The organism is Mucilaginibacter gracilis (assembly GCF_003633615.1).
GTDB classification, from domain to species: Bacteria; Bacteroidota; Bacteroidia; order Sphingobacteriales; family Sphingobacteriaceae; genus Mucilaginibacter; species Mucilaginibacter gracilis.
Genome location: NZ_RBKU01000001.1, coordinates 4,234,238 through 4,257,698 on the forward strand (window position 1 = coordinate 4,234,238; position 23,461 = coordinate 4,257,698).

General features: G+C 43.3%; 17 protein-coding genes and 1 other RNA gene. 16 read left to right on the top strand and 2 right to left on the bottom strand.

The window, feature by feature from the left end; translation table 11 throughout:
- Nucleotides 1-255 precede the first annotated feature (255 nt).
- Nucleotides 256-2,685 (bottom strand): alpha-ketoacid dehydrogenase subunit alpha/beta, encoded by a 2,430-nt coding sequence (locus tag BDD43_RS18855; protein WP_121199130.1) that lies wholly within the window; start codon nt 2,683-2,685, stop codon nt 256-258.
- Nucleotides 2,686-3,027: 342 nt separating this feature from the next.
- Here BDD43_RS18855 and BDD43_RS18860 point away from each other — a divergent pair, with 342 nt between their 5' ends.
- The 3 genes from BDD43_RS18860 (at nt 3,028) to ssrA (ending at nt 5,205) form a co-directional block, all read left to right on the top strand.
- Nucleotides 3,028-3,432, top strand: coding sequence for a DUF1573 domain-containing protein (locus tag BDD43_RS18860; RefSeq protein ID WP_121199131.1), 405 nt, complete (start codon nt 3,028-3,030; stop codon nt 3,430-3,432).
- Between the two features lie 105 nt (nt 3,433-3,537).
- Entirely contained in the window at nt 3,538-4,737 is a 1,200-nt protein-coding gene (locus BDD43_RS18865) for a pyridoxal phosphate-dependent aminotransferase (RefSeq protein ID WP_121199132.1), read from the top strand.
- A 100-nt stretch (nt 4,738-4,837) separates the two neighbouring features.
- Nucleotides 4,838-5,205: a transfer-messenger RNA gene (gene ssrA, locus BDD43_RS18870) on the top strand.
- A 354-nt stretch (nt 5,206-5,559) separates the two neighbouring features.
- Here ssrA and BDD43_RS18875 read toward each other — a convergent pair.
- Nucleotides 5,560-6,477, bottom strand: coding sequence for an AraC family transcriptional regulator (locus BDD43_RS18875; protein ID WP_121199133.1), 918 nt, complete (start codon nt 6,475-6,477; stop codon nt 5,560-5,562).
- Between the two features lie 162 nt (nt 6,478-6,639).
- Here BDD43_RS18875 and BDD43_RS18880 point away from each other — a divergent pair, with 162 nt between their 5' ends.
- The 13 genes from BDD43_RS18880 (at nt 6,640) to BDD43_RS18940 (ending at nt 23,403) form a co-directional block, all read left to right on the top strand.
- Nucleotides 6,640-8,142 (top strand): aldehyde dehydrogenase family protein, encoded by a 1,503-nt coding sequence (locus BDD43_RS18880; protein WP_121199134.1) that lies wholly within the window; start codon nt 6,640-6,642, stop codon nt 8,140-8,142.
- 121 nt (nt 8,143-8,263) lie between these two features.
- Nucleotides 8,264-8,638, top strand: coding sequence for a DUF779 domain-containing protein (locus tag BDD43_RS18885; protein ID WP_121199135.1), 375 nt, complete (start codon nt 8,264-8,266; stop codon nt 8,636-8,638).
- Nucleotides 8,639-8,785: 147 nt separating this feature from the next.
- Complete coding sequence (locus tag BDD43_RS18890) at nt 8,786-9,100, top strand: DUF6660 family protein (protein WP_121199136.1); 315 nt, start codon at nt 8,786-8,788, stop codon at nt 9,098-9,100.
- A gap of 79 nt (nt 9,101-9,179) precedes the next feature.
- A complete protein-coding gene (locus BDD43_RS18895) occupies nt 9,180-13,523 on the top strand; it encodes a CusA/CzcA family heavy metal efflux RND transporter (protein ID WP_121199137.1) in 4,344 nt (1,447 codons plus the stop codon).
- 8 nt (nt 13,524-13,531) lie between these two features.
- Entirely contained in the window at nt 13,532-14,710 is a 1,179-nt protein-coding gene (locus tag BDD43_RS18900) for an efflux RND transporter periplasmic adaptor subunit (RefSeq protein ID WP_121199138.1), read from the top strand.
- Between the two features lie 214 nt (nt 14,711-14,924).
- A complete protein-coding gene (locus tag BDD43_RS18905) occupies nt 14,925-15,293 on the top strand; it encodes an HYC_CC_PP family protein (protein WP_121199139.1) in 369 nt (122 codons plus the stop codon).
- Between the two features lie 122 nt (nt 15,294-15,415).
- Nucleotides 15,416-15,664 carry a heavy metal-binding domain-containing protein gene (locus BDD43_RS18910; protein ID WP_121199140.1) on the top strand — a complete coding sequence of 83 codons (249 nt, stop codon included), beginning with the start codon at nt 15,416-15,418 and terminating at the stop codon, nt 15,662-15,664.
- 44 nt (nt 15,665-15,708) lie between these two features.
- Nucleotides 15,709-16,983, top strand: a complete 1,275-nt coding sequence (locus tag BDD43_RS30855) for an efflux RND transporter permease subunit (RefSeq protein WP_121199141.1) — start codon at nt 15,709-15,711, stop codon at nt 16,981-16,983.
- Nucleotides 16,980-18,872, top strand: coding sequence for an efflux RND transporter permease subunit (locus BDD43_RS30860; protein WP_121199142.1), 1,893 nt, complete (start codon nt 16,980-16,982; stop codon nt 18,870-18,872). The genes BDD43_RS30855 and BDD43_RS30860 overlap by 4 nt, the downstream gene beginning before the upstream one ends.
- Nucleotides 18,873-18,907: 35 nt before the next feature.
- Entirely contained in the window at nt 18,908-20,092 is a 1,185-nt protein-coding gene (locus BDD43_RS18925; RefSeq protein ID WP_162847116.1) for a TolC family protein, read from the top strand.
- Entirely contained in the window at nt 20,067-21,335 is a 1,269-nt protein-coding gene (locus BDD43_RS18930; RefSeq protein WP_121199144.1) for an efflux RND transporter periplasmic adaptor subunit, read from the top strand. The genes BDD43_RS18925 and BDD43_RS18930 overlap by 26 nt, the downstream gene beginning before the upstream one ends.
- Nucleotides 21,328-22,536 (top strand): efflux RND transporter periplasmic adaptor subunit, encoded by a 1,209-nt coding sequence (locus BDD43_RS18935; protein ID WP_121199145.1) that lies wholly within the window; start codon nt 21,328-21,330, stop codon nt 22,534-22,536. Before BDD43_RS18930 ends, BDD43_RS18935 begins: the two co-directional genes overlap by 8 nt.
- 231 nt (nt 22,537-22,767) lie before the next feature.
- Nucleotides 22,768-23,403: an SGNH/GDSL hydrolase family protein gene (locus BDD43_RS18940; protein ID WP_246001668.1), complete on the top strand. Its 636-nt coding sequence runs from the start codon at nt 22,768-22,770 to the stop codon at nt 23,401-23,403.
- Nucleotides 23,404-23,461 lie beyond the last annotated feature (58 nt).

A 23,461-nucleotide genomic window follows, 5' to 3' on the forward strand; every position in this document is an offset into this window, starting at 1 on the left:
ATTTAACAGGTGATTAGTTGGTTTGCTAACGTTTACTTTGTATGTGTTTAATATTTACGCCATCGCCTAGAACGGCGAAGCGGTGCAGTTTATACACGAATATCCGTTTGGTGAGCCATTAGGTTAGCTTTAAACATTTTTTTAAAAAATTTTGGGTTTCATTTTAAAGCCACCAGCGGTGCCCAATATGCGCCTAAACGCAACATACAGCAATTATGCTGTTAGCCTCACCACGTAAAAGCCATTTTGCTAAAGTTAATATATTGGCGGATACTTATCCGGATAGGTTTCCCCCATCATGTTATAAACCATTTCAACAATATCTTCGTGCGATGGCTTGCTGTAATAATCACCATCCGAGCCGTAAGGCGGGCGGTGTTGTTTGGCGGTTAGTGTACGTGGTTGGCTATCCAAATTAAAATAGCCGTTTTGTTTTTCTAATATATGTTGCAATATATATGCAGAACCACCACCCGGAACGTCCTCATCAACAACCAAAAGTTTATTGGTTTTTTGTAACGACCGGCCACAAGCATGGTCGAGATCAAAAGGATAAAGCGTTTGCGGATCAATAATTTCAGCGTTTATCCCAATAGCTTTAAGTTCTTCCGCGGCTTCTTGTACAATGCGCAGCGTTGAACCGTATGATACGATGGTGATGTCGTTCCCTTCGCGTAAAATTTCTACACGGCCTAGTGGTACAGTAAATTCGCCTACGTTTTGCGGCAATTTCTCTTTTAACCGGTAGCCGTTAAGGCATTCAATAACCAGGGCAGGCTCGTCGCCACGCAGTAAGGTATTGTACATCCCGGCAGCCTGCGTCATGTTACGGGGCACGCAAATATGTATTCCGCGTAAAGCATTCAAAATAAAACCAAGCGGCGAACCCGAGTGCCAAATGCCCTCAAGCCTGTGGCCGCGCGTGCGTATAATTAGCGGAGCCTTTTGCCCGGCTTTGGTGCGGTAACTTAAACTTGCCAGGTCGTCGCTTAAAACGTTCATGGCATACATTAAATAATCAAGGTATTGCACCTCGGCAATAGGGCGCAAGCCGCGCATGGCCAATCCCATACCCTGGCCAACAATTGTAGCTTCGCGTATGCCGGTATCTACAATACGCAAATCGCCAAACTTGTTTTGTAAGCCCGCAAAACCCTGGTTTACATCGCCTATGGCACCAACATCTTCGCCAAAAGCTACAATACTTTTGTCGCGTATAAAGTTGGCCTCAAAACAGGCATTTAAAATCTCACGCCCGTCAATCATACTATCGTTATCCCAATTATAATCGGGGGCAACTGTGGGCACGTATAGTGGCGAATGTGGTGTATCGGTAAAAAGCTTGGTATTAAAGCGGTCGTTATTTTTTGCCGATTCTGTATTAAACCAGTTTAAAAGCTCGGTGCGGGCCTCATTACTTTCGTTTGCGGTAGCTAATAACGATTTGCGTATTGCCGCTATCACATCACGGCGTGCAGGGTCAAAGCATTCGCTAAGTGTTTTATTAATAGCCAGCAACCGCTCGCTTTGCGCCGATACCAGGGCAAGGTTATTTATCAATAAGGTTGCATGGGTAAGTTCGCCTTTTATTTCGCTTTCCAAATCGTTCCAGGCATCGCGTTGGCAATTGCGCACGTATTTTTTAGCGGTATTTTCTAATTCATCTAGTTCTTCGGCAGTTGCAATGGCCGATTCAACCATCCATTTGCGCATTTGCACCAGGCAATCGTGCTCATCTTCCCAGGCCAGGCGTTCTTTTGATTTATAACGCTCGTGCGAGCCAGAAGTTGAGTGGCCTTGAGGCTGAGTCATTTCCGTAACATGTATCAGCACGGGCACGTGTTGTTCACGGCAAATAGCAATGGCTTTTTCGTAAGTTTCGCAAAGGCCAACATAATCCCAACCGCGAACCTTAAATATTTCGTAGCCGTTGGTATTGCCCTCGCGCTGAAAGCCCTTTAATATTTCGGATATATCTTCTTTGGTGGTTTGGTATTTTGCCGGTACCGATATGCCGTAAGCATCATCCCAAACAGAAATGGCCATGGGTACAGCCAATACGCCTGCGGCGTTAAATGCCTCAAAAAACAATCCTTCGGATGTTGACGCATTACCTATTGTGCCAAAGGCAACTTCGTTACCATTTACCGAGAAGTTTTTGAGATAAGCCAATTCTTTATTTTCGCGGTACAGTTTTGATGCGTAAGCCAAACCAAGTAAACGGGGCATATGCCCCCCGGTTGTCGAAATATCCGACGCGCAATTCATCATCTCCGTTAAATCGTACCAGTCGCCGTTTTCGTCAATAGTGCGGGTTGCAAAATGGCAATTCATTTGCCTTCCGGCAGATGCAGGGTCTTTTTCTAAACTTGGGTTGGCATATAATTGCGAAAAAAACTCCTTTAACGAGCACATTCCGGTGGCAAACATAAAAGTTTGATCGCGATAATAGCCTGAGCGCCAATCGCCTTTGCGGAAAGTTTTTGCCATGGCCAGTTGGGCAACCTCCTTGCCATCGCCAAAAATACCAAACTTGGCCTTGCCGGTAAGTACTTCCCGGCGGCCCAGTATACTGGCCTGCCTGCTTTCAAATCCTACACGGTAGTCAGTAATAACAATGTGTTTAAAATCGTCAAAACTAAGCTGTGATATTTCGGATTGGTTGTAATTCTCGTTAGCAGGCATATATAATTTGGTTGTTAACACAAAAGTATAAAATTCAATTTTGCTTTTGTGGTATTTACTTTATAAAACCGATACTTTTAACTATAGTTTTTTTGAAGTAAATATTTACTTACTTTCGTAAAAAAACGCAGCACGTAAATAAGCCCCGTGCCACAATAATAGCAAATATATGGCATATGGGGATAGTAGAAAACATTAATTTTACACTGTGTTTAAATACAGGCAATCAAATAAATGATTAATAATAGATTGCAAAATTAAACTTTACTTGTTATTTTTAGTCGAAATAATTAATACATTAGTTTAACATTTAGAAAGCATTAATACAAACAACATAACAATATGAAAAAGTTAATTATGATTTGCGCTGTAATTTTAGGTTTTACCGTTACGGCATCGGCACAAACAGATAATAAAGCCGAGTTTAAATTTGTAGAAGAAAAACACGATTTTGGTAAAATACCACAAGGCAAGCCCGTTACTACCGAGTTTACCTTTACAAATATTGGCGAAGAGCCTTTAATTTTAAGTAATGTACAACCTACCTGCGGTTGCACCATTGCCGATTTTACAAAAACACCTGTATTAAAAGGTGCTAAGGGTGTTATAAAAATTACTTATAACGCTGCTGTGGCAAGCGTTTTTTCTAAAACAATTGTGGTAACATCAAACGCAAAAACCCCAACCAAAAACCTCATTATTATGGGCGAGGTAATGCCGGCGGCTGCGGTTGCTGGTAGTAAATAAGCTAAAAAAATAAATTATATAATCCCTTACCTTTAAAAGGTAGGGGACTTTTTTTTGCTTTAATTTGAATTATGTACCGGTGTTGATTTTTACTAATTTTGCCGCATGCCAAAAATTTCGCAAAAAGGCAGGGAAATGCCTGCTTCGCCCATCAGAAAGTTAACGCCATTTGCCGACAAAGCTAAACAACAAGGAAAAAAAGTTTACCATTTAAACATCGGTCAGCCGGATATAGAAACTCCCGAAGGCATGCTCAATGCCATTAAAAACATCGATTTTAAGGTTTGGGCCTACACAGCGTCCGAGGGTACGTTATCATACCGCACAAAGCTCACATCCTACTACAATAAATTGGGCTACAATATTACGCCCGATAATATTATTGTTACCACAGGTGGTTCCGAAGCAATCATTATCACAATGCTTACCTGCCTTAACCCTGGCGACGAAGTGATAATACCAGAGCCATTTTACGCCAATTACAACGGCTTTGCCTGCCAGAGCGATGTAGTGGTAAAACCCATATTATCGTACATTGAAAACGGCTTTGCCTTACCCGCCATTGCCGAATTTGAAAAGCTGATAACCGATAAAACCAAGGCCATTATAATTTGCAACCCTAATAACCCAACGGGCTATTTATACTCGCCCGAGGAGTTGGAAGCTTTAAAGCAGTTGGCACTAAAATACGATTTGTACTTGTTTAGCGACGAGGCTTACCGCGAATTTTGCTATGATGGCCGCACATTTATATCGCCCATGCACCTTAACGGTTTGGATGAGAATGTGGTTGTGTTAGACACCGTGAGCAAACGATATAGCGCTTGCGGAGCACGTTTGGGTTGTATGATTACAAAAAATAAGAACATCATCTCGTCGGCACTTAAATTTGCCCAGGCCAGGCTTAGTCCGGGTATGGTTGAGCAAATAGCGGGCGAAGCTGCTGTTGATACTCCTGATGAATATTTTAAGAAGGTTAATAAAGAATATACCCATCGCCGCGATGTGCTGGTACAAGCCTTAAATAAGATGGAAGGCGTATTTTGCCCTAACCCCGGTGGAGCTTTTTATGTGGTGGCCACATTCCCTATTGATAACGCCGATAAATTTTGCCAATGGATGCTCGAAGAATTTGAGTACGATAACCAAACCGTGATGATGGCACCTGCAACCGGCTTTTATAGTACACCCGGTGCTGGCTTAAATCAGGTTAGGATGGCCTATGTGTTAAACGCCGACGACTTACAAAAGGCTATGGTTTGTTTAGAGAAAGCCTTACAGGTATATCCGGGAAGAGTAGGGTAGCATTAATAGCAGTAGCACGTTATTTTAACAAAAAATTCAACACTGCTACTGCCGCTGCAACTAAAACCGTATCTTTGCAATCTTATCAACACCAAAAATTGGGCTCGACCGGAATTGACAGGATGGAGATAAGTAGGTAAGCATGCAGCGCGTTGGGTGAATTAGCGCTTTAATCTGAACGCTCAAACTTTCAAATGGCGAAAATCAATTTGCCTTAGCTGCTTAATTTAGAATTAACTAGCTTTTGTCCCGCCGGTGTTCTGTTTCATTGAACTGGCAATAGGGGCACCGACAAATGAAACTGGCTTGCCAAAGGTGCGATAAGCGAGCGAGAACAAGCACATACGGAGGACGGTACAGGTGAGCGGCTAACCTTCCCCTTCCCGACAATTGAATAGCAGATAAGCATGTAGAAAGCATACCTTATACCATGTTTGGACGAGGGTTCGAATCCCTCCGGGTCCACAAAAAATCGCCTTATCATAACGATTTGGCGGTTTTTTCGTTTTAATTGCCGGGAAGTTGCCGGGATTTTAATATCTACGATTATTTACCTATTCCATGACATTAAGATACATTGTTTCAATGTACTTAACCCGCGCCTCTAAACTGGTTATTTTGTCTTGTAAGTCCTTAGTAGCGGATAAAGATAATTAACAACCTCTTCAGTATGCAATGTAGTTAAAGCCAATTTGAAATGTAAACCCGGCTGAAAAGCTAACACCCGATTGATGGTATAGGTTTTACTTCCGTAACTACATTTACGGGGGATTGATACCATCAGCTACTTTTTCAAATACATAACAACCAGGCATATAGCGGCTAATTTCTTAGCGCAGTTTTATATAAACTTGGTGTAACACCTTCAATTTTTTTAAAGGTTCGGCTAAAATAATTGAGGTTATTAAAGCCTGCCTTAAAGCAAGCGTCGGATATGCTGTTGTATGGGTTGTTCATGAGTTGCTTAGCCAATAGTATCCGCTCTTTAATTATATAATCTACCGGCGATATGCCCAACTCGTGCTTAAACGCGCGGAAAAAACTTGGCTTACTCATAAAGGCCATTTGGCTTAAATTGTCGATGCTTAACTTGCCGGTAATGTGCTGCTTAATATACTCTAAAACAAAGGCAAAGCGGTTATTGGTTAGCTGATGCGCGTTATTTGCAACATCGTTGAGGTTCTGCATCTGCATAATACGGATCAGTAGTTCTTTTAAAGTAAGGTTAGCTAAAACATCCTTGGTTAGGGCGTCGCCAGTACTAATGCGTACCAGTTTATTAATGAGTTGCGCTAACTCATCATTATTAAAAAAGTGAAACTGGTTATAGTTTAATTGCCAAATACCTTGGTCTTCGCGCGGGTAATTCTCATTCAAAAAATCAAGGGTGGATGTTATCTCATGCTGGTTAATGGCCAATGCTGTACATTGCGATGGCTGCGCTGCCGTGGCCAACGGGAAATCAATTTTCATGGTGATATTTGGCGGCACTATAACGGTTTCTCCCGGAAGGTAATCAAAGCCCGGTTTATCAAAAAGGTGCATTACCTTTTTACCTCTTAGCATGCTGGTAATTACCAGGTCGCTAAAAGTTAAAGGCACCAGCTCGCTGCGCTCGTATGTTTCAAAAACATTCAGTTCGCAATGGCTCATGGTGTAGGCCCGGCGGGTTTCTACCAGTGTATGTATCTCTTTTTGGTTACTTAGGCTTAACGGACTAACCAGGTTTCTATTAGTCATTGGCTTACTAATTCAAAGCAAGTTATACATAGTTAACGGAATCGGCAAGCCCTAATTTATTTTGACATTATTGTGCTACCATTTGATACCATAGTGCAAACCAGCGGTAAATAGTCCGCCTACATTAGTGCCACCAATTAATCTAAAAAAAGATCTAAAATTATGAGCACTGCTTTAAAACCTACGTTCAAGCCTAAGTATGATAACTTTATTGGCGGTAAATTTGTACCGCCGGTTAACGGCGAATACTTTGATAACGTATCGCCAATTGATGGCAAAGTATTTACACAAGCTGCCCGCAGCGCAAAAGCCGATGTAGAGCTTGCACTTGATGCCGCACACGCCGCCTTCCCTGCCTGGGGAAAAACATCTGCCGCTTACCGGGCAGCGCTACTCAACAAAATTGCCGATACCATAGAAGCTAACTTAGAGCAATTAGCCGTGGTAGAATGCATAGATAACGGCAAAGCCATCCGCGAGTGCCGTGCTGCCGATTTGCCCCTGGTTGTTGATCACTTCCGTTATTTTGCCGGTGTTATCCGCGCCGAAGAAGGCGAAATATCCGAACATGACGAGTACACGGTAAGCATCATCATGAACGAGCCGCTGGGTGTGGTTGGCCAAATTATCCCCTGGAACTTCCCGCTGCTTATGGCTACCTGGAAAATTGCACCGGCCCTTGCCGCAGGCAATTGCTGCGTTGTAAAACCCGCCGAGCAAACCCCAACATCTATCATGGTACTAATGGAACTTATAGGCCATATACTGCCTCCGGGTGTGTTAAATATTGTTACCGGTTTTGGACCAGAAGCAGGTAAACCGCTGGCTTCGTCGCCGCGCATTGCCAAGGTTTCTTTTACAGGGGAAACCACTACAGGCCGTTTAATTATGCAATATGCTTCTGAAAACCTCATCCCGGTTACGATGGAACTGGGTGGTAAATCGCCAAACATATTTTTAGAAAGCGTTGGCGATGCCGACGATGAGTTTTTTGATAAAGCGATAGAAGGTGCTGTATTATTTGCATTGAACCAAGGCGAAGTTTGTACATGCCCATCTCGTATGCTGGTGCACGAAAAAATATATGATAAATTTATAAAACGTGTAATAGAGCGCACTAACGCCATTATTATGGGAAACCCGTTAGATGGCAACACCATGATGGGTGCCCAGGCATCTAACGATCAGTACGAAAAAATACAATCGTACTTGAAAATTGGCCGCGACGAGGGTGCCGAAGTTTTAGCCGGAGGCGATGTGAAAAAACTGGACGGCGAATTAGCCGGCGGTTATTATATACAGCCAACTATTTTTAAAGGCCACAATAAAATGCGCATCTTCCAGGAAGAGATCTTCGGGCCTGTAGTTTGCGTAACCACCTTTAAAACTACCGAAGAAGCGATAACTATAGCTAACGACACGCTTTACGGCCTTGGTGCCGGCGTTTGGACCCGCGATGCCCACGAGGTTTACCAGGTACCGCGTGCTATTTTGGCTGGCCGTGTTTGGGTTAACAACTACCACGCTTATCCTGCCCACGCACCTTTCGGTGGCTACAAAAAATCCGGCTTCGGGCGCGAAAATCATAAAATGATGTTGGGCCACTATCGGCAAGCCAAAAACATGCTCATATCGTACAATAAAAACAAGTTAGGTTTCTTTTAATAATCCCCAATTAGTTTAATTGCATCAATGCACCTCGGGCTTGCCAGGTGCATTGTTTTTTTAAATTCAAAACAAAAGCTGCAAACTGTGTTGTTGCTGTTTTACTTTTAACCCTCAACAAATGACCCACCGTGTACTCGTAACCCCAGCCGCCTCTGGCCTTATAGCACAATTGAAATCGCGCTTCGGTTCGCTCATGTTTCACCAAAGTGGCGGCTGTTGCGATGGATCGTCGCCTATGTGCTTCGAAAAAGGCGACTTTATACTCGGCGGGAGCGATGTGAAATTAGGTAACGTTGACGGCTGCGAGTTTTGGATGAGTAAAGATCAGTTTGAATACTGGCAACACACCCAACTTACTTTAGATATTGTACAGGGCCGTGGCTCCAGTTTCTCTATCGAAATACCTACCGGTTTCCGCTTTATGATACGCTCCCGTATTTTTACCGATGATGAGATGAATGATTTAGAACCTGTTGGTTTTATTGAGGATTAATAATTGGTAATTTGGTAGTGGTTTGGAAGCATGGCGCCATACGCTTAAAGCTGTTGTGTTGCAAACAGGCAGTACAGGCACAGTAGTAACTTATAAAACCTGCATTTTTAGGGTATATAAACTATTAAAATCTATACCTTTGTGGTAATGAAATATGTGGCCATTTTATTTAGCATCTACATAACTTTACTTGCCCTGATGCCTTGTCAGGACAAAGAAGATGAGGTTGCTTTTTCATTTGATACTACTATTTCTCAAACTAAAACTTGTGGAGGGCATTCTCAAAAGGAAATTTGCCCGCCTTTTTGTACCTGCAATTGCTGTTCTACGGCGCGTTACATTGCAAGTATGCCATTAACAGCCCTATTTACAAAAGCGGTTGTTGTTAATTATCCCGCCTATCCAACCCCTGTTGTTAAGCAACAAATTCTTGATATCTGGCAACCGCCGCAAATAGCATAATTTTTTCTGGTTGTAATTGTTCATCCACCTGGTAACTCAGGCTGGGATGTATTTCTTTATTCAATTTTAGCAAATTTTTATGTTAGATGCCATTATACGGTTCAGCATCCGTAATAAACTGGTTATTGGCTTTTTTACCCTTGCGCTTATGGCCTGGGGTATTTGGAGCACTTCGCAAATCCCGGTTGATGCCTTGCCCGATATTACCAATAACCAGGTGCAGGTAATTACCAAAGCACCTACATTAGCCGCCCAGGAAGTGGAGCAGTTTATAACCTACCCGGTAGAGCGTTCGCTATCAAACCTGCCTGATGTTACCGAAATGCGCTCCATGTCGCGCTTTGGCTTGAGCGTTATCACCATTGTATTCAAGGAATCGGTTAACGTGTATTTCGCGCGGCAACTAATTGCCGAGAAACTGAACGAGGTGCAGGAGCAGATTCCAAAGGGAACAGGGAGGCCCGAAATGGCACCAGTTACCACAGGGTTGGGCGAGATATACCAATATATTTTACATCCCAAAAAAGGGAGCAAACATCAATACTCGGCGATGGAACTGCGCACCATGCAAGACTGGATAGTTACCCGCCAGCTATATGGAATTGCCGGTGTGGCCGAAGTTACTGCCTTTGGCGGTCTTGCCAAGCAATACGAAGTGGCTCTTGATCCCGATAAACTCAAAGCTATGGATGTAACCATCCCCGAGATATTTACCGCTTTAGAAAAAAACAACCAGAATACAGGAGGTGCTTATATTGACCGCAAACCTAATGCCTATTTTATCCGTGGTGTGGGTTTGATGACCGGTATACCTGATATAGAAAATACCATTATAAAAAGGCAGACTAACGGTGTGCCCATACTGGTTAAAAATGTGGCAAAAATACAATTAGGCTCGCCGCCACGCTATGGAGCCATGACGTATAATGGCGAAAAGGAAGTGGTTGGCGGTATAGTTTTAATGACTAAGGGAGCTAACAGTGCCGAGGTTGTTGGGTTGGTAAAGGAGCGTATGGAATTGGTACAAAAATCGTTACCTAACGACGTAGTTATTGAGCCTTTTTTAGATCGTACCAACCTCATTAACCGCGCCATAAGCACTGTAGAGCGTAACCTGATTGAAGGTGCCCTGATTGTAATTTTTGTGTTGGTACTTTTTTTAGGTAACTGGCGCGCAGGGTTAATTGTGGCTTCGGCCATCCCATTAGCATTATTATTTGCCCTTTCTATGATGAACCTCTTTGGCGTATCGGCTAATTTGATGTCGTTAGGAGCGATTGATTTTGGCTTGATAGTAGATGGCGCGGTTATTATAGTAGAGGCTACCATGCACCATCTCATCCTACGCAAAAGCTATGGCCGTTTTACACAGGCCGAAATGGACGAGGAAGTATTTCAGTCCGCTTCCCGTATCCGTAATAGTGCCGCCTTTGGCGAGATTATCATTTTGGTGGTTTACATACCCATTTTAACTTTAACCGGTATAGAAGGCAAAATGTTTAGGCCAATGGCGCAAACTGTTGGCTTTGCCATTTTGGGTGCTTTGCTATTATCGCTCACTTACATCCCCATGATGTCGGCTTTATTGCTTTCCAAAAATGCCGAACCCCAAAAAACGCTTTCAAACCGGATGATGGGCTTTTTACAACGCAAGTATCAACCCGTTTTAAAAGCAGCCATCCGTTTTAAATATCAGGTGGTTGGGGCTGCTGTTGTGTTATTAATTGTTAGTGGTGTTATTTTCTCCAAAATGGGAGGGGAGTTTATCCCGCAACTGGAAGAAGGCGATTATGCTATCGAATTTGTGTTACCACAAGGTACTTCGCTTACGCAAACTGTAGAAACCATTATGCAGGCAGAACGGATGCTCAAAAAATATCCTGAAGTTAAAATGTTGGTGGGTAAAACGGGTAGCGCCGATGTAGCTACAGACCCCATGCCGCCAGAAGCTTCGGACCTGATGGTGATACTCAAAGATAAATCGGAATGGCCGTCGGGCAAGGGTTTTTACCAACTGGCAGATGATATGCGTAATACTTTGGCAGACTTGCCGGGTGTGATAGCAGAACCCAGCCAACCCATACAAATGCGCTTTAACGAATTGATGACCGGGGTTAAGCAAGACGTGGCGGTTAAAATTTTTGGAGAAAACCTCGACACTTTAAACATGCTGGCCGTTAAAGTTGCACAAGCCATTAAACCTGTGCAGGGCGTTACCGCGCCGCAGGTGGAACGGGTTAGCGGGCTCCCACAAATAACGGTGAAATACGACCGCGCACGGATGGCTAACTACGGGCTAAATATTGAAGATGTGAACCAGGTTATCAGCACCGCTTTTGCAGGTAATTCCACCGGTTCTATCTATGAAAACGAACGCCGTTTTGACCTGGTGGTGAGGCTGGATTCTGCACACCGGAATGCTATAGAAAATGTAAGCGACTTGTTTATACCTACACCGGATGGTAACCAGATTCCGCTCTCGCAGGTAGCAAGCGTAACCTACCAAACCGGCCCCGCGCAAATTAGCCGTGAAAACGCCCGGCGACGTATTGTAGTTAGTTTTAATGTAACGGGCCGCGATGTGGAAAGCGCAGTTAAGGAGGTACAGGCTAAACTAAACGCTAAAATACCTTTGCCAAGCGGTTATTATTATACCTACGGCGGCACTTTCCAAAATTTGCGGCAAGCCAGTGCAAGGCTAATGATTGCGGTTCCGGCAGCATTACTGCTTATTTTTATCCTGCTCTATTTCACATTCAAATCTTTTAAGCAAGCTATGCTTATTTTTTCGGCTATACCCATGTCTGCCATTGGTGGCGTGTTTGCCTTATTACTACGGGGCATGCCGTTTAGCATTTCGGCAGGTGTTGGCTTTATTGCACTGTTTGGAGTGGCGGTGCTTAACGGCATTGTGCTTATAGGCACGTTTAACCAACTGGCTAAAGATGGTGTTGATGACGTATTGCAAAGAATATATGAAGGTACTAAAGACCGCTTGCGACCGGTATTGATGACGGGAGCGGTGGCTTCTTTAGGTTTCCTGCCTATGGCGGTTTCGTCAAGTGCGGGGGCCGAAGTTCAGAAACCATTAGCTACCGTAGTGATAGGCGGATTGTTAACTGCCACTTTATTAACGCTGGTTGTGCTACCCTTACTGTATTTAATTTTCACCAAAAACCAAAGTTCCTCACCAAATTTATCCGGAAAAATGAAAAAGGCTTTGATTGCATTATTGGTTATGGGCTTTACGTTACCAACCTTCGCTCAATCTCCAACCGCCAAACGCATTAGCCTGAATAGTGCTTATGAAATGGCTATGCAAAACAACTTGCAATTGCGCTCGTTGAGTTTAAAGATCGATCAGCGGAAAGAATTGGGTAAAACAGCTTTCAACCTACCTAAAACCGGAGTGTTTGTTGAAAACGAGGATATTAACCCCGACGATCAAAAAGGGATATTAAAAATAGGTGTTTCCCAAAGCCTGGATTGGCCAGGTTTGTATAGTGCCCGCAAAAAGTTGCTGAACGAGCAAACCCGTTCTGCGGAATTTGCCCGGCAGGTACAAATAGCGGATATTAAAAGGGACATAGCCGCAACCTATTATAACTTGTGGTATTACCAAAGCAAACAACGTTTATGGCAAAAATTAGATAGCATTTATTCCGCATTAGCAAAAGCCGCCGTTTTGAGGGTAAAAACCGGGGAAAATGCAGGGCTGGATAGCATAGCCGCGAAAGCTAAAGCCCAGGAAACCAAAGTGCAGTTGCGGTTAATACAAAGGGATATGGCAAACCAGCAGCAAGCCTTAAAACGCCTGGTAAATACAAAGTTGAATTTATTGCCGGATAGTGTACAATTACAAAAAATTAACCCCGATGGCTCGGAACCGGATAGTGCGGCGCATCCGCTTTTAAAATTACAGCAGCAGCAGGTAAATATTGCAGGTGCAGAAGCAAAGGTAACGGGCCAAGGCCAAATGCCATCCTTAGAGGGCCGGTTTTTTTCGCAGCGATTGTATGGCGTTAGCCCGCCTTATTCGGGGTTTTCGGTAACTGTTGGTATCCCGTTGTTCGGCAGGGGCCAGTATAAACATTTGGTTAAGGCGGCGCAGCTTGAACAAAATTACCAGCAAACCCTCCTAAAAGATCAACAACTGGCTTTCAATACCTCATATAGCCAGGAACGGGAAACCCTGCAAAAAAATGATGATCTGCTTAATTATTATACCTCCAGCGGGTTAAAACAAGCGGATGCCATTATTAACGCGGCCAACTTATCGTACCGTTACGGCGAGATCGGATTTGGAGAGCTATCACAATTTCTTACCCAGGCTATTGATATTCAACGAAACTACCTCGATGTGCTCAATGAGTATAATCAATCCGCCATTCAACTCAACTATTACACTAATAACAGTAAATAAAACATTGCATGAAAGCATATTTCAAATTTTACAGCTACATCATCCCGGCCTTTTTGGTAATTACCCTAATTTCTTGCGGGCAACCGGAAAAATCAAAGGATGAGGAAAAAGAGCAACCCGCTCGCCAGGAAACCAACATGGTAAGTTTAACGGCTAACCAAATTAAAACCGCCGGTATTCAACTTGGTGTTATAGCAATGAAAAACCTGGCTACTGCTATTAAGGCCAACGGCCTGCTCTCGGTGCCAAATCAAAATAAAGCCTTGGTTACTTCGGTCACCAAGGGCACCATACGCACATTAACCGTGCAACCAGGTAACTATGTAAATAAAGGCCAGGTGATAGCTACCATACTTAATCCGGATATTGCACAATTGCAACAGCAATCGCAAACTACCCAGGCACAACTTACGCTCGCCCGGCAGGAGTACGAGCGGCAAAAGCAACTGGTGGCAGGCAATGCCGCGCCATTTAAAAACCTGCAAAAAGCCGAGGCGGAATTGGCTGCGTTGCAGGCGGCCAAAAAATCGCAACAAATGCAGTTGTTAGCTATGGGTATTTCGCAAGCCGCAACAAACAGCGGCAGTTTGGTAACCAGTATTGCGGTATTGGCACCAATAAGCGGCACGGTTAGCGATGTATCGGCACAAATCGGCTCAAGTGTTGATGCTTCTACGCCTATTGCTCAAATCGTCAACAATTCGCAATTGCATCTCGACCTGTTCGTATTCGAAAAAGACCTGCCCAAAGTTAAGGCCGGGCAACGCATACATTTCACTTTAACCAATAGTGCGGGTAAAGAGTACGACGCGCAGATCTATTCTATCGGCACAGCCTTCGCCAATCAGTCAAAAACCATCCCGGTACATGCAGTGGTGCTTGGCGATAAAACAGGGCTGATAGAGGGTATGAATGTAACGGCTATTATCAGCATCGGCAGCACCGTTTTACCTGCTGTACCCTCGGAAGCTATAGTAAGTAACGGCGGGCAGGATTATATTTTTGCGGTAAAAAAACAGGATGCCAACGGAATTGTATTTGAACGTGTACCTTTAAGTAAAGGGGTATCCGATATTGGGTTTACCGAGATCACTCCGGTTAAAGAATTAAAGCAAGGCTCAAAAATAGTGGTAAAAAACACCTTTTTTGTGATGGCTAAAATGGTGAATACCGGCGAAGAAGAATAGATAAGGATGCATTATTGATATTTTAAGTATGGTATTACCAACTGTGCTGTAGTTAGGTTATACGATAAGCGCGGCGCCAATTGATAGCATTTTTAATAGCATCATAAATCATTTGATAAGTAACCTTAAATACGGAAAGTAAATATTCAGTCATTTCCAAATTTATTAAACACACATTTAGTTTCTGTTTAATAAATTACTTAACTTCGTATCAATGAAACGGTCCGCGCTTATCTTATTAACGGCTATCTACCTTTTATCCTGTGTGGGTATAGGTGTAAACCGTTTTTATTGTTGCGGTAAGCTGGCTTCGGTTACCCTAACCTACGCCAAGGCAGACCATGCCGATAAAAGTAATTGCTGTAAAAATGTAAGTAAAAGTTTTAAGGTAAAAGATAGCCACGTCAATGCGGTTTCTTTTGCTTTTGGGCATTTGTCGCCTGTTATCTTGCCTTCATTAGCAACATGGCATGCCGCAATTCCTGTTGCCGTACAAATATCAACGGTGGCTTATCAAAGTAACGCCCCGCCGGGGAGCCCCGCTGCACCAATATATACCTTAAACTGCGCATACAGGATCTGACCTGTATTTTTCATCGCCATTACATTCTGTATCGGCTATATTTCCCTCGTAATCCATCTTAATATATAACTCACGTGTAGGTTTTCCTATGCTATTTATTCATTTTTTAAATTTTAATCTTTATGAAAAAAGTAATGCTAATGGCTATTGCCATTGTGTTTTGTACCGCAAGTGTTTTTGCTGCGCACTCAACCAATCCCGTTACCGACACTACTAAAACCAAAAAGGTAAAGCCTGTTGCCAAGGTACAATACACCTGTACCATGCACCCCGAAGTACTGTCGGACAAACCAGGCAAATGCCCAAAATGCGGTATGACCCTGGTAAAAAAAGATCCGGCTAAAAAGAAAACCAGCACAATGAAAATGTAGTTCATTTAGGCCCCGCAAACGCGGGGCCTATTAACGTAATTAAGATGATTAATCAATTGATAAGCCTGTCTTTAAAAAACAGGTATCTGGTTCTACTGGCTGCTATCGGGCTTTTTGCCTGGGGCGTTTACGCAGTTCGCGAAAATCCTATCGATGCCATTCCTGACCTTTCTGAAAACCAGGTGATTGTGTTTACCGAATGGCAGGGGCGTAGTCCGCAGATTATGGAAGACCAGGTAACATACCCACTGGTGAGTAACCTGCAGGGTATTCCAAAAGTGCGGGCCATACGCGCAACTTCTATGTTTGGGATGAGCTTTGTTTATATTGTGTTTGAAGATAAGGCCGATGTATATTGGGCAAGGAGCCGGGTGCTGGAAAGGTTAAATTACGCCCAACGTTTATTGCCGCAAGGTATTACACCAACCTTAGGGCCCGATGGTACTGGCGTAGGCCATGTATTATGGTACACCCTTGACGCCAAAAACATGGACTTAGGCGAGCAGCGCGCCTTACAGGATTGGTATGTGAAACTTGGTTTACAAACGGTGCCCGGTGTAAGCGAAGTAGCATCTTTTGGCGGTTTTGAAAAACAATACCAGGTAACTATCGATCCTAATAAACTTAACTATTACCGCATCCCTTTGTCGCAGGTGCTCAAATCCATCAAAAGCAATAATAACGATGTGGGTGGCCGCAAGTTTGAAATGAACGGTACCGGTTATATTGTGCGCGGGCTGGGTTATATTAAAAGTTTAGCCGATGTTGAAAACATGCCCGTAGGTGTAATTAATACCATACCGGTTAACATTAAAGATATTGCTACAGTGCAAATGGGTGGCGATGAACGGCTGGGTGTTTTTGACCGGAACGGCGATGGCGAAGCCGTAGGCGGTATTGTGGTGATGAGATATGGTGAAAATGCCGATAAGGTTATCCATGCGGTTAAAGCCAAAATGGCCGATATTCAAAAGGGTTTACCGGCGGGCGTAACATTCAAAATTGCTTATGACAGGAGCGAACTGATTGAAAACGCAATGAGCTCGGTAAAGCATACGCTCATCGAAGAAATGATAACGGTTTCTATTATTGTTATCCTGTTTTTATTGAGTTTTAAAAGCGCACTCAGCATCATTATTCAAATACCTATTACCATTGCAGCAAGTTTTATTTTGCTCAACGCTTTTGGTATATCATCTAACATCATGTCGTTAACGGGTATTGCATTAGCTATTGGGGTGATAGTGGATAACGGTATTGTGATGGTGGAAAACTCGCATCGCAACCTATCTATTGCACAAGAAAAAGAAAAGTTATGACTACAGCAGAAAGAATAAAAATAATTGAGGCCTCGTGTAAACAGGTGGGCAGGGGCGTGTTTTTTTCTACGCTTATTATTGTTGCTTCATTTCTGCCGGTATTTTTACTGGAGGGGCAAGAGGGCAAATTGTTTGGGCCCTTAGCCTGGACCAAGACATTTATTTTAGCCATTGATGCCATCCTGGCGGTAACGCTGGCCCCGGTACTCACCTCATTTTTTTTGAAAGGGAAATTACGTACCGACAACCATAATCCGTTAAACCGTGGGTTGGAGAAAATTTACCGGCCCATATTAAACTGGTGCATAACCTGGCGCAAAACAACCATAGGCATTAACATTATAGCCTTGTTAGTAAGCATACCGCTTTTATTAAGCTTAGGCAGCGAATTTATGCCACCGTTAGATGAGGGCACTATTCTGTTTATGCCCGTTACCCAGCCCGATGTATCTAACGCGCAGGCTAAACAGCTTTTACAGGTACAAGACAAAATTATTAAGAGCATACCCGAGGTAGCCAATGTTTTAGGTAAAGCTGGCCGGGCTAATACAGCTACAGATAATTCGCCGATAAGCATGACGGAAACTATCGTGCTGCTAAAGCCGAAAAGTGAATGGCGGGCAGGCATCAAAAAAGAAGATATTATTAACGAACTAAATGCCAAGCTGCAAATACCCGGCGTAGTTAACGGTTGGACACAGCCTATTATTAACCGCATCAATATGCTCTCTACCGGCATCCGTACCGATGTGGGGCTGAAGATATACGGTCAAAATTTGGATACGATAAGCATGTTAGCCAACCATATGAAACAGGCTTTAACAGGTTTGAACGGCGTAAAAGATTTATATGTTGACCCCATTACGGGTGGTAAATACCTGGATATACAAGTAAATAAAGATGCCATTGGCAGATATGGTTTGAGTGTTGATGATGTAAACGAAGTGGTGGAAAGTGCTTTGGGCGGAATGAATTTAACCACTACCGTGGAAGGGCGGCAACGCTTTAGTGTAAACGCAAGGCTTGCACAAAATTACCGCAATAACCTGGATGCAATAAAACGAACGCTGGTGCAAACCATGAATAATGGCCCTATACCTTTATCCTCGGTTGCCGACATCAGGATTAGCGACGGCCCTGCCATGATTCAATCAGAAAACGCGTTGTTAAGGGGTACGGTATTATTTAACGTTCGCGACCGCGACCTGGGCAGTACCGTTAAAGAGGCGCAAGATAAATTGAACAACCTGGTTAAAGCGTTACCAAAAGGTTATTATATTGAATGGAGCGGGCAGTACGAAAACCTGATTAGGGCAGAGCATACCTTAAAAATGATTTTGCCCATTGTGTTGATTATCATTTTTGCCTGTTTATACTTCGCTTTTAATTCTATCCGCGAAGCATTTTTCAGCCTCATCTCTATTCCGTTTGCGCTAATTGGCGGGGCTTACATGGTTTATTTCTTCGGCGTGCATTTATCGGTTGCCGTTGCAGTAGGCTTTATTGCCCTTTTTGGTATTGCTGTGGAAACTGGTATTGTAATGGTAATTTATTTAAATGATGCCATGCAACAATTAGTTACGTTAAAAGGCAACTCCAAACAAACCATAACCAAAGAAGATTTAAGGTTTTATGTAATGAACGGCGCAGTGAAACGCCTACGGCCCAAATTGATGACCGTTTGTGTGGCCCTGTTTGGCTTAGTACCGGTATTGTGGGCCACCGGTACAGGCAGCGATGTAATGCTGCCCATTGTGCTGCCGATGATTGGCGGGGTATTAACTTCCTCCACGCATATTTTATTGGTAACGCCGCTCATTTTTTTAATGGTGAAAGAATACGAGCTCAAAAAACATGGCAAACTGGAAGTTTTGGAGGTAAAAGAATAATGAAAAAATATCAGATAATGCTAATAACCTTGCTAATGGTTGTTAAAGCAAATGCGCAAAGCCTGCCTTTAGACAGCGTTTTAGCCCGTGTAGCCGCCAACCCGGCCTTGTTGGCTTATGATGCTAAAAGCAGCGCACAGGATGCCTACGCAACAGGATCAAAAAGCCTGGATGCACCCCGGTTAAGCGCAGGGCAATACCAGGTTCCTTATCAAATTAACCCAAACGGAGGTTCGTTTATGATACAGGCCGAACAAATGTTTACCAACCCGGCAAAGTTAAAGGCTAAAGAAGATTATATGAAAGCCTTATCTAAGGTAACCAGGCAGGATAAAAACTACCTGCGAAATCAATTGATGGCCCAGGCCCGGCAATATTATTATGAACGGGTGGTATTAGAAAAAAAATTGGTGCAATTGCAAAACACGCAAAACCTGTTGGAATATATGCTTAAAGATGCCAATATCCGGCTCACTTATGGCAAAGAAAAACTACCCAATATTTATAAAGCTAAAGCCGATTTGTTTGAATTAGATAACACCCGCGAACAATTGAATAACGAGATAAGCCAAAAAAACATTATGCTAAACACGCTAATGAACCGGGCACAACAATCAGCATTTAATGTTGACACTAACATTGTACTTAAAAATTACGAAACCGCCATTACAGACACCATAACGCTCGCCCGTCAAAGAAGCGACATTAAGAGTATTAACAGCAATATTGATTTGCAACAACTTAATGCAAAAATGGAATACGCCAAACGCAAACCCGATTTTGGTTTGCAGGCGGGGCACATGTTTAGCTACGGCGGTTATGCCAACCAATATATACTCATGGGTTCGGTTACTATCCCTATAGTACCCTGGGCCTCTAAAGAATACAAAGCCAATTTAAAAGGCATCCGCTACGAAGTGGAAGAACTGCAACAAAAAAAGTTAGATATACTTAACCAGGCGCAGGGGCAATTAGCAGGTTACCGAACAGATATAAACAGCAAAAAAAGGCAACTCAAAAATTATAATCAAAACATTATCCCGGCCTTGCAAAATACTTATAAAACAGCCCTACAGGCCTATGAGCAAAATACCGGCGATTTGCCCCAGGTGCTTGAAGGTATAAAAAGCCTACAGATGGCAAGGATGGCGGCCTTAGACCGCCTGCAGGAATTATTAACCATACAGGTAACTTATGAAAGGGATTATGAAACGTATTAATATTTTTTTTGCCCTATTATTAACCATAACGCTGGCACTAACAGCTTGCCAAAACAATAATCCGGCTTCCAATACATCTGCGGCTAAAGCTGACGTGAAATATACTTGCCCCATGCACTCGCAAATTATAGAAGACCATGCGGGGAGTTGCCCAATTTGCGGGATGACTTTGGTAAAAACATCAGGCCAGGCCAGCGAGGGGGCGGGCATCAGCCTCAACACGGTTTTGCAGCCGGTTAACGGGAATGTTATTTCTTCCGTTAGTGCAATTACCCCTGTAGAAAAAGTGAGTGCTACCCAAATTTCGGCAGATGGTTACCTGGACTTTGATACCCGCACCTTTAATAATATTGCGTCACGCTTTTCAGGCCGCATCGAAAAACTGTATATCAAATACGCATTCCAGGAGATACACGCCGGGCAACGTATTTTTGACATCTACAGTGCAGACATGGTTACTGCACAGCAGGATATGTTGTACATCAGCAAAAATTCACCTCAGGAAACCGGATTACTCCATGCCGCAATACACAAATTGCTACTACAAGGGATGACCAACCAACAGGTAAACCAGGTTATTAAAAATAATAAGCCTTTTTATAGCCTCCCTGTTTACAGTGCTTACGAAGGGCATGTGCATGATGTTGCACACAGCCAGATGGATGTTGCAACAGAAACAAAACCTGTAGTAGATTTCGCTAATAATTTACCGCTTGCCGTAAAGCAGGGTATGTATGTAACCAAAGGGCAAATACTTTTTAACGTGGTTAACCCGCATAGTTTGTGGGCAATTGTTAAAATTGACCTGCGGCAGGCAGGGGCATTAAAACTCAACCAGCCTGTAAAACTCACACTGCCGGATATGCCTGGCATGCTGATAAGCGGACGGGTTAATTTTATTGAACCCACTTTACAGAATGGCGATAAAACAACCAGTATAAGGGTATATCTTAACAACATGAATCACGAGCTAAAAGTGAACGCTCTGGTTAAAGCAAGCATCCAAACCGGTAGTATCAACGGTTTGTGGATACCTAAAGCGGCCCTTATTGATCTGGGTAGCACCAAGATAGTTTGGTTGAAACAGGGGGCATCCTACAAAGCACATGAGGTGAATACCGGCATTGAAATCGGTAACAGCATACAGATAACAAAAGGACTGGCAGCTACAGACAGCGTGGCCGCAAATGCCCAATATTTAGCAGACAGTGAAAGCTTTATTAAAATAAAAAAAAATGAATAAGTTAACCTATACCGTTGTGCTGTTGCTTACTTTGCTTTTTGCTGCCTGCAAACAAAAAGCACCACAAACGGCTAACCAAGCAAACAAAGCCTATTATACCTGTTCTATGCACCCGCAGGTGCACGAAGAACACGACGGTAATTGCCCCATATGCGGCATGAAACTGATTAAGGTTGAGTTAACAGATGCTGCCAGCGCAAATACAATCACCCTAAATGCAACGCAATTACAATTGGCCGGGATACAAACAGACACCGTTAGGGAAGAAAATACGGGCAACGAAAAAATGCTTACCGGCACCGTTACAACCAATGAAAATACTGTTGCGGAGTTTAGTGCCAGGTTAGCCGGGCGGGTACAGCAATTGTTTATCAGGTCTGTCGGTCAAAAAGTTGCCGTAGGGCAGCCGGTTTATTCGCTTTATAGTGAAGACTTGCAGGAGGCGCAAAAAGAATACCTTTTGGCCAAACAACAACAAAAAGTATTACACAACCCCGATGTTGACTATAACCAATTAATTAGCGGGGCAGAAAACAAGTTAAAATTATGGGGTTTGTCTGCATCGCAAATCAAAAACCTGGCCGCAACTAATAAGGTTTCGGCTACCACCACAATATTAAGCACCGTTGCCGGTACAGTAAGTGATATTGGCGTTCATGAGGGCGACTACGTTACCGATGGTATGACGGTGCTCAAAACGCAGGGCTTAAATAGCCTTTGGGTGGAAGCGCAGCTTTACGCCAGCGAAGCCGGCAATTACAAGGAGAAGGATTTGGTAAACGTTTCTATTGCCGATTTGGGAGGCCCGGCCATCAAAGGCAAAGTAGACTTTATAAACCCCGAACTATCCGGCTCTTCCAAAGTAGCGCTAATCAGAATCAGCATACCCAACCCTCAAGGATTAATCAGGCCGGGTATGCTGGCTAATATTGCTATATCGGGTGCTGGGCAACGCGCGTTGGCCGTGCCTGTTTCGGCCATATTAACTGATGGCGAGGGCAGTAAAGTTTGGGTGAAAAACACAAATGGCAGCTTTTCGCCCAGGGTAATTAAAGCAGGCGCGGGCAATCAAAATTATGTGTCCATCATATCAGGTTTAAATTCCGGCGAGATAGTGGTAATCAATGGTGCCTATTTATTAAACAGTGAAGCAATATTTAAAAACGGGAGCAATAACAGCATGACTGGGATGAAAATGTAAAAAATTGGGTATTGATTACAATATAGATATAGCTTTTTGCTAGTGTCATGTTAATCGTGTAATGACGGATAGTCTTTAGCCACAAGTCTTAAGTTCTGAGTCAAAAAAGAATAATCTGACTTTTGACTCAAGACTTACTACTGTTAACTTAACAGTAGTAAGTATTATCCCGGTATTAACGGCGTATTAAATTGTGCAATTAATGGTTTTTTAGGCTCAATTTAATTAGGTTTGGAAAACGGTATAAATAAACCGGTTAAATTTGCCCGCATGTTTTGGTACGAAGATGAAGTGAAACGGCTGGAAGCGGCCAGCAAACAAATACCCGACAAAAGGGGTACAATTTTTTACGGTAGTTCAACCATTAGGCTTTGGGATAGCCTCTCTGCCGATTTACCCGCTCTTAATCCTGTTAACCTGGGCTTTGGCGGCTCAACACTGGCTGCCTGCGTATGGTTTTTTAACCGGATAATGCAAGACTATCAACCCAAGCAATTAATTGTTTACGCAGGCGACAACGATTTAGGAGATGGCCGCCACCCCGAAGAAGTGTACATTTTTTTTAAGCAACTGGTTGTTGTAGCACAAGAACGCTTTGGCAATTTGCCCTGTTATTTTATTTCGCTAAAACCAAGCCCAACCCGTTGGAACATAGCAGAGCAGTTTAAATCAGCCAATCAGTTAATTTCAACAGAAATAACCACCCGGCTCCCAAACTGGCAGTACATAAACTTGTTTGCCGATATGCTTGGCGCCGATGGAAAGCCCAAACGCGAATTGTTTTTAGATGACGGCCTGCACCTGAGCAAGCTTGGGTACGCGGTATGGAAAACAATTATTGCCGAAAAAACGGGCGCACAACTTTAATAGAACATTGATGTTAAGTTAATATGCTTTAAAGATATTTCGCGTAAAAAAGCCGAAG

Excerpts from the sequence above, each read along its gene's own strand:
- BDD43_RS18855 (WP_121199130.1), bottom strand. The coding sequence starts at position 2,685 with ATGCCTGCTAACGAGAATTACAACCAATCCGAAATATCACAGCTTAGT.
- BDD43_RS18860 (WP_121199131.1), top strand. The coding sequence starts at position 3,028 with ATGAAAAAGTTAATTATGATTTGCGCTGTAATTTTAGGTTTTACCGTT.
- BDD43_RS18865 (WP_121199132.1), top strand. The coding sequence starts at position 3,538 with ATGCCAAAAATTTCGCAAAAAGGCAGGGAAATGCCTGCTTCGCCCATC.
- BDD43_RS18875 (WP_121199133.1), bottom strand. The coding sequence starts at position 6,477 with ATGACTAATAGAAACCTGGTTAGTCCGTTAAGCCTAAGTAACCAAAAA.
- BDD43_RS18880 (WP_121199134.1), top strand. The coding sequence starts at position 6,640 with ATGAGCACTGCTTTAAAACCTACGTTCAAGCCTAAGTATGATAACTTT.
- BDD43_RS18885 (WP_121199135.1), top strand. The coding sequence starts at position 8,264 with ATGACCCACCGTGTACTCGTAACCCCAGCCGCCTCTGGCCTTATAGCA.
- BDD43_RS18890 (WP_121199136.1), top strand. The coding sequence starts at position 8,786 with ATGAAATATGTGGCCATTTTATTTAGCATCTACATAACTTTACTTGCC.
- BDD43_RS18895 (WP_121199137.1), top strand. The coding sequence starts at position 9,180 with ATGTTAGATGCCATTATACGGTTCAGCATCCGTAATAAACTGGTTATT.
- BDD43_RS18900 (WP_121199138.1), top strand. The coding sequence starts at position 13,532 with ATGAAAGCATATTTCAAATTTTACAGCTACATCATCCCGGCCTTTTTG.
- BDD43_RS18905 (WP_121199139.1), top strand. The coding sequence starts at position 14,925 with ATGAAACGGTCCGCGCTTATCTTATTAACGGCTATCTACCTTTTATCC.
- BDD43_RS18910 (WP_121199140.1), top strand. The coding sequence starts at position 15,416 with ATGAAAAAAGTAATGCTAATGGCTATTGCCATTGTGTTTTGTACCGCA.
- BDD43_RS30855 (WP_121199141.1), top strand. The coding sequence starts at position 15,709 with ATGATTAATCAATTGATAAGCCTGTCTTTAAAAAACAGGTATCTGGTT.
- BDD43_RS30860 (WP_121199142.1), top strand. The coding sequence starts at position 16,980 with ATGACTACAGCAGAAAGAATAAAAATAATTGAGGCCTCGTGTAAACAG.
- BDD43_RS18925 (WP_162847116.1), top strand. The coding sequence starts at position 18,908 with ATGGTTGTTAAAGCAAATGCGCAAAGCCTGCCTTTAGACAGCGTTTTA.
- BDD43_RS18930 (WP_121199144.1), top strand. The coding sequence starts at position 20,067 with ATGAAAGGGATTATGAAACGTATTAATATTTTTTTTGCCCTATTATTA.
- BDD43_RS18935 (WP_121199145.1), top strand. The coding sequence starts at position 21,328 with ATGAATAAGTTAACCTATACCGTTGTGCTGTTGCTTACTTTGCTTTTT.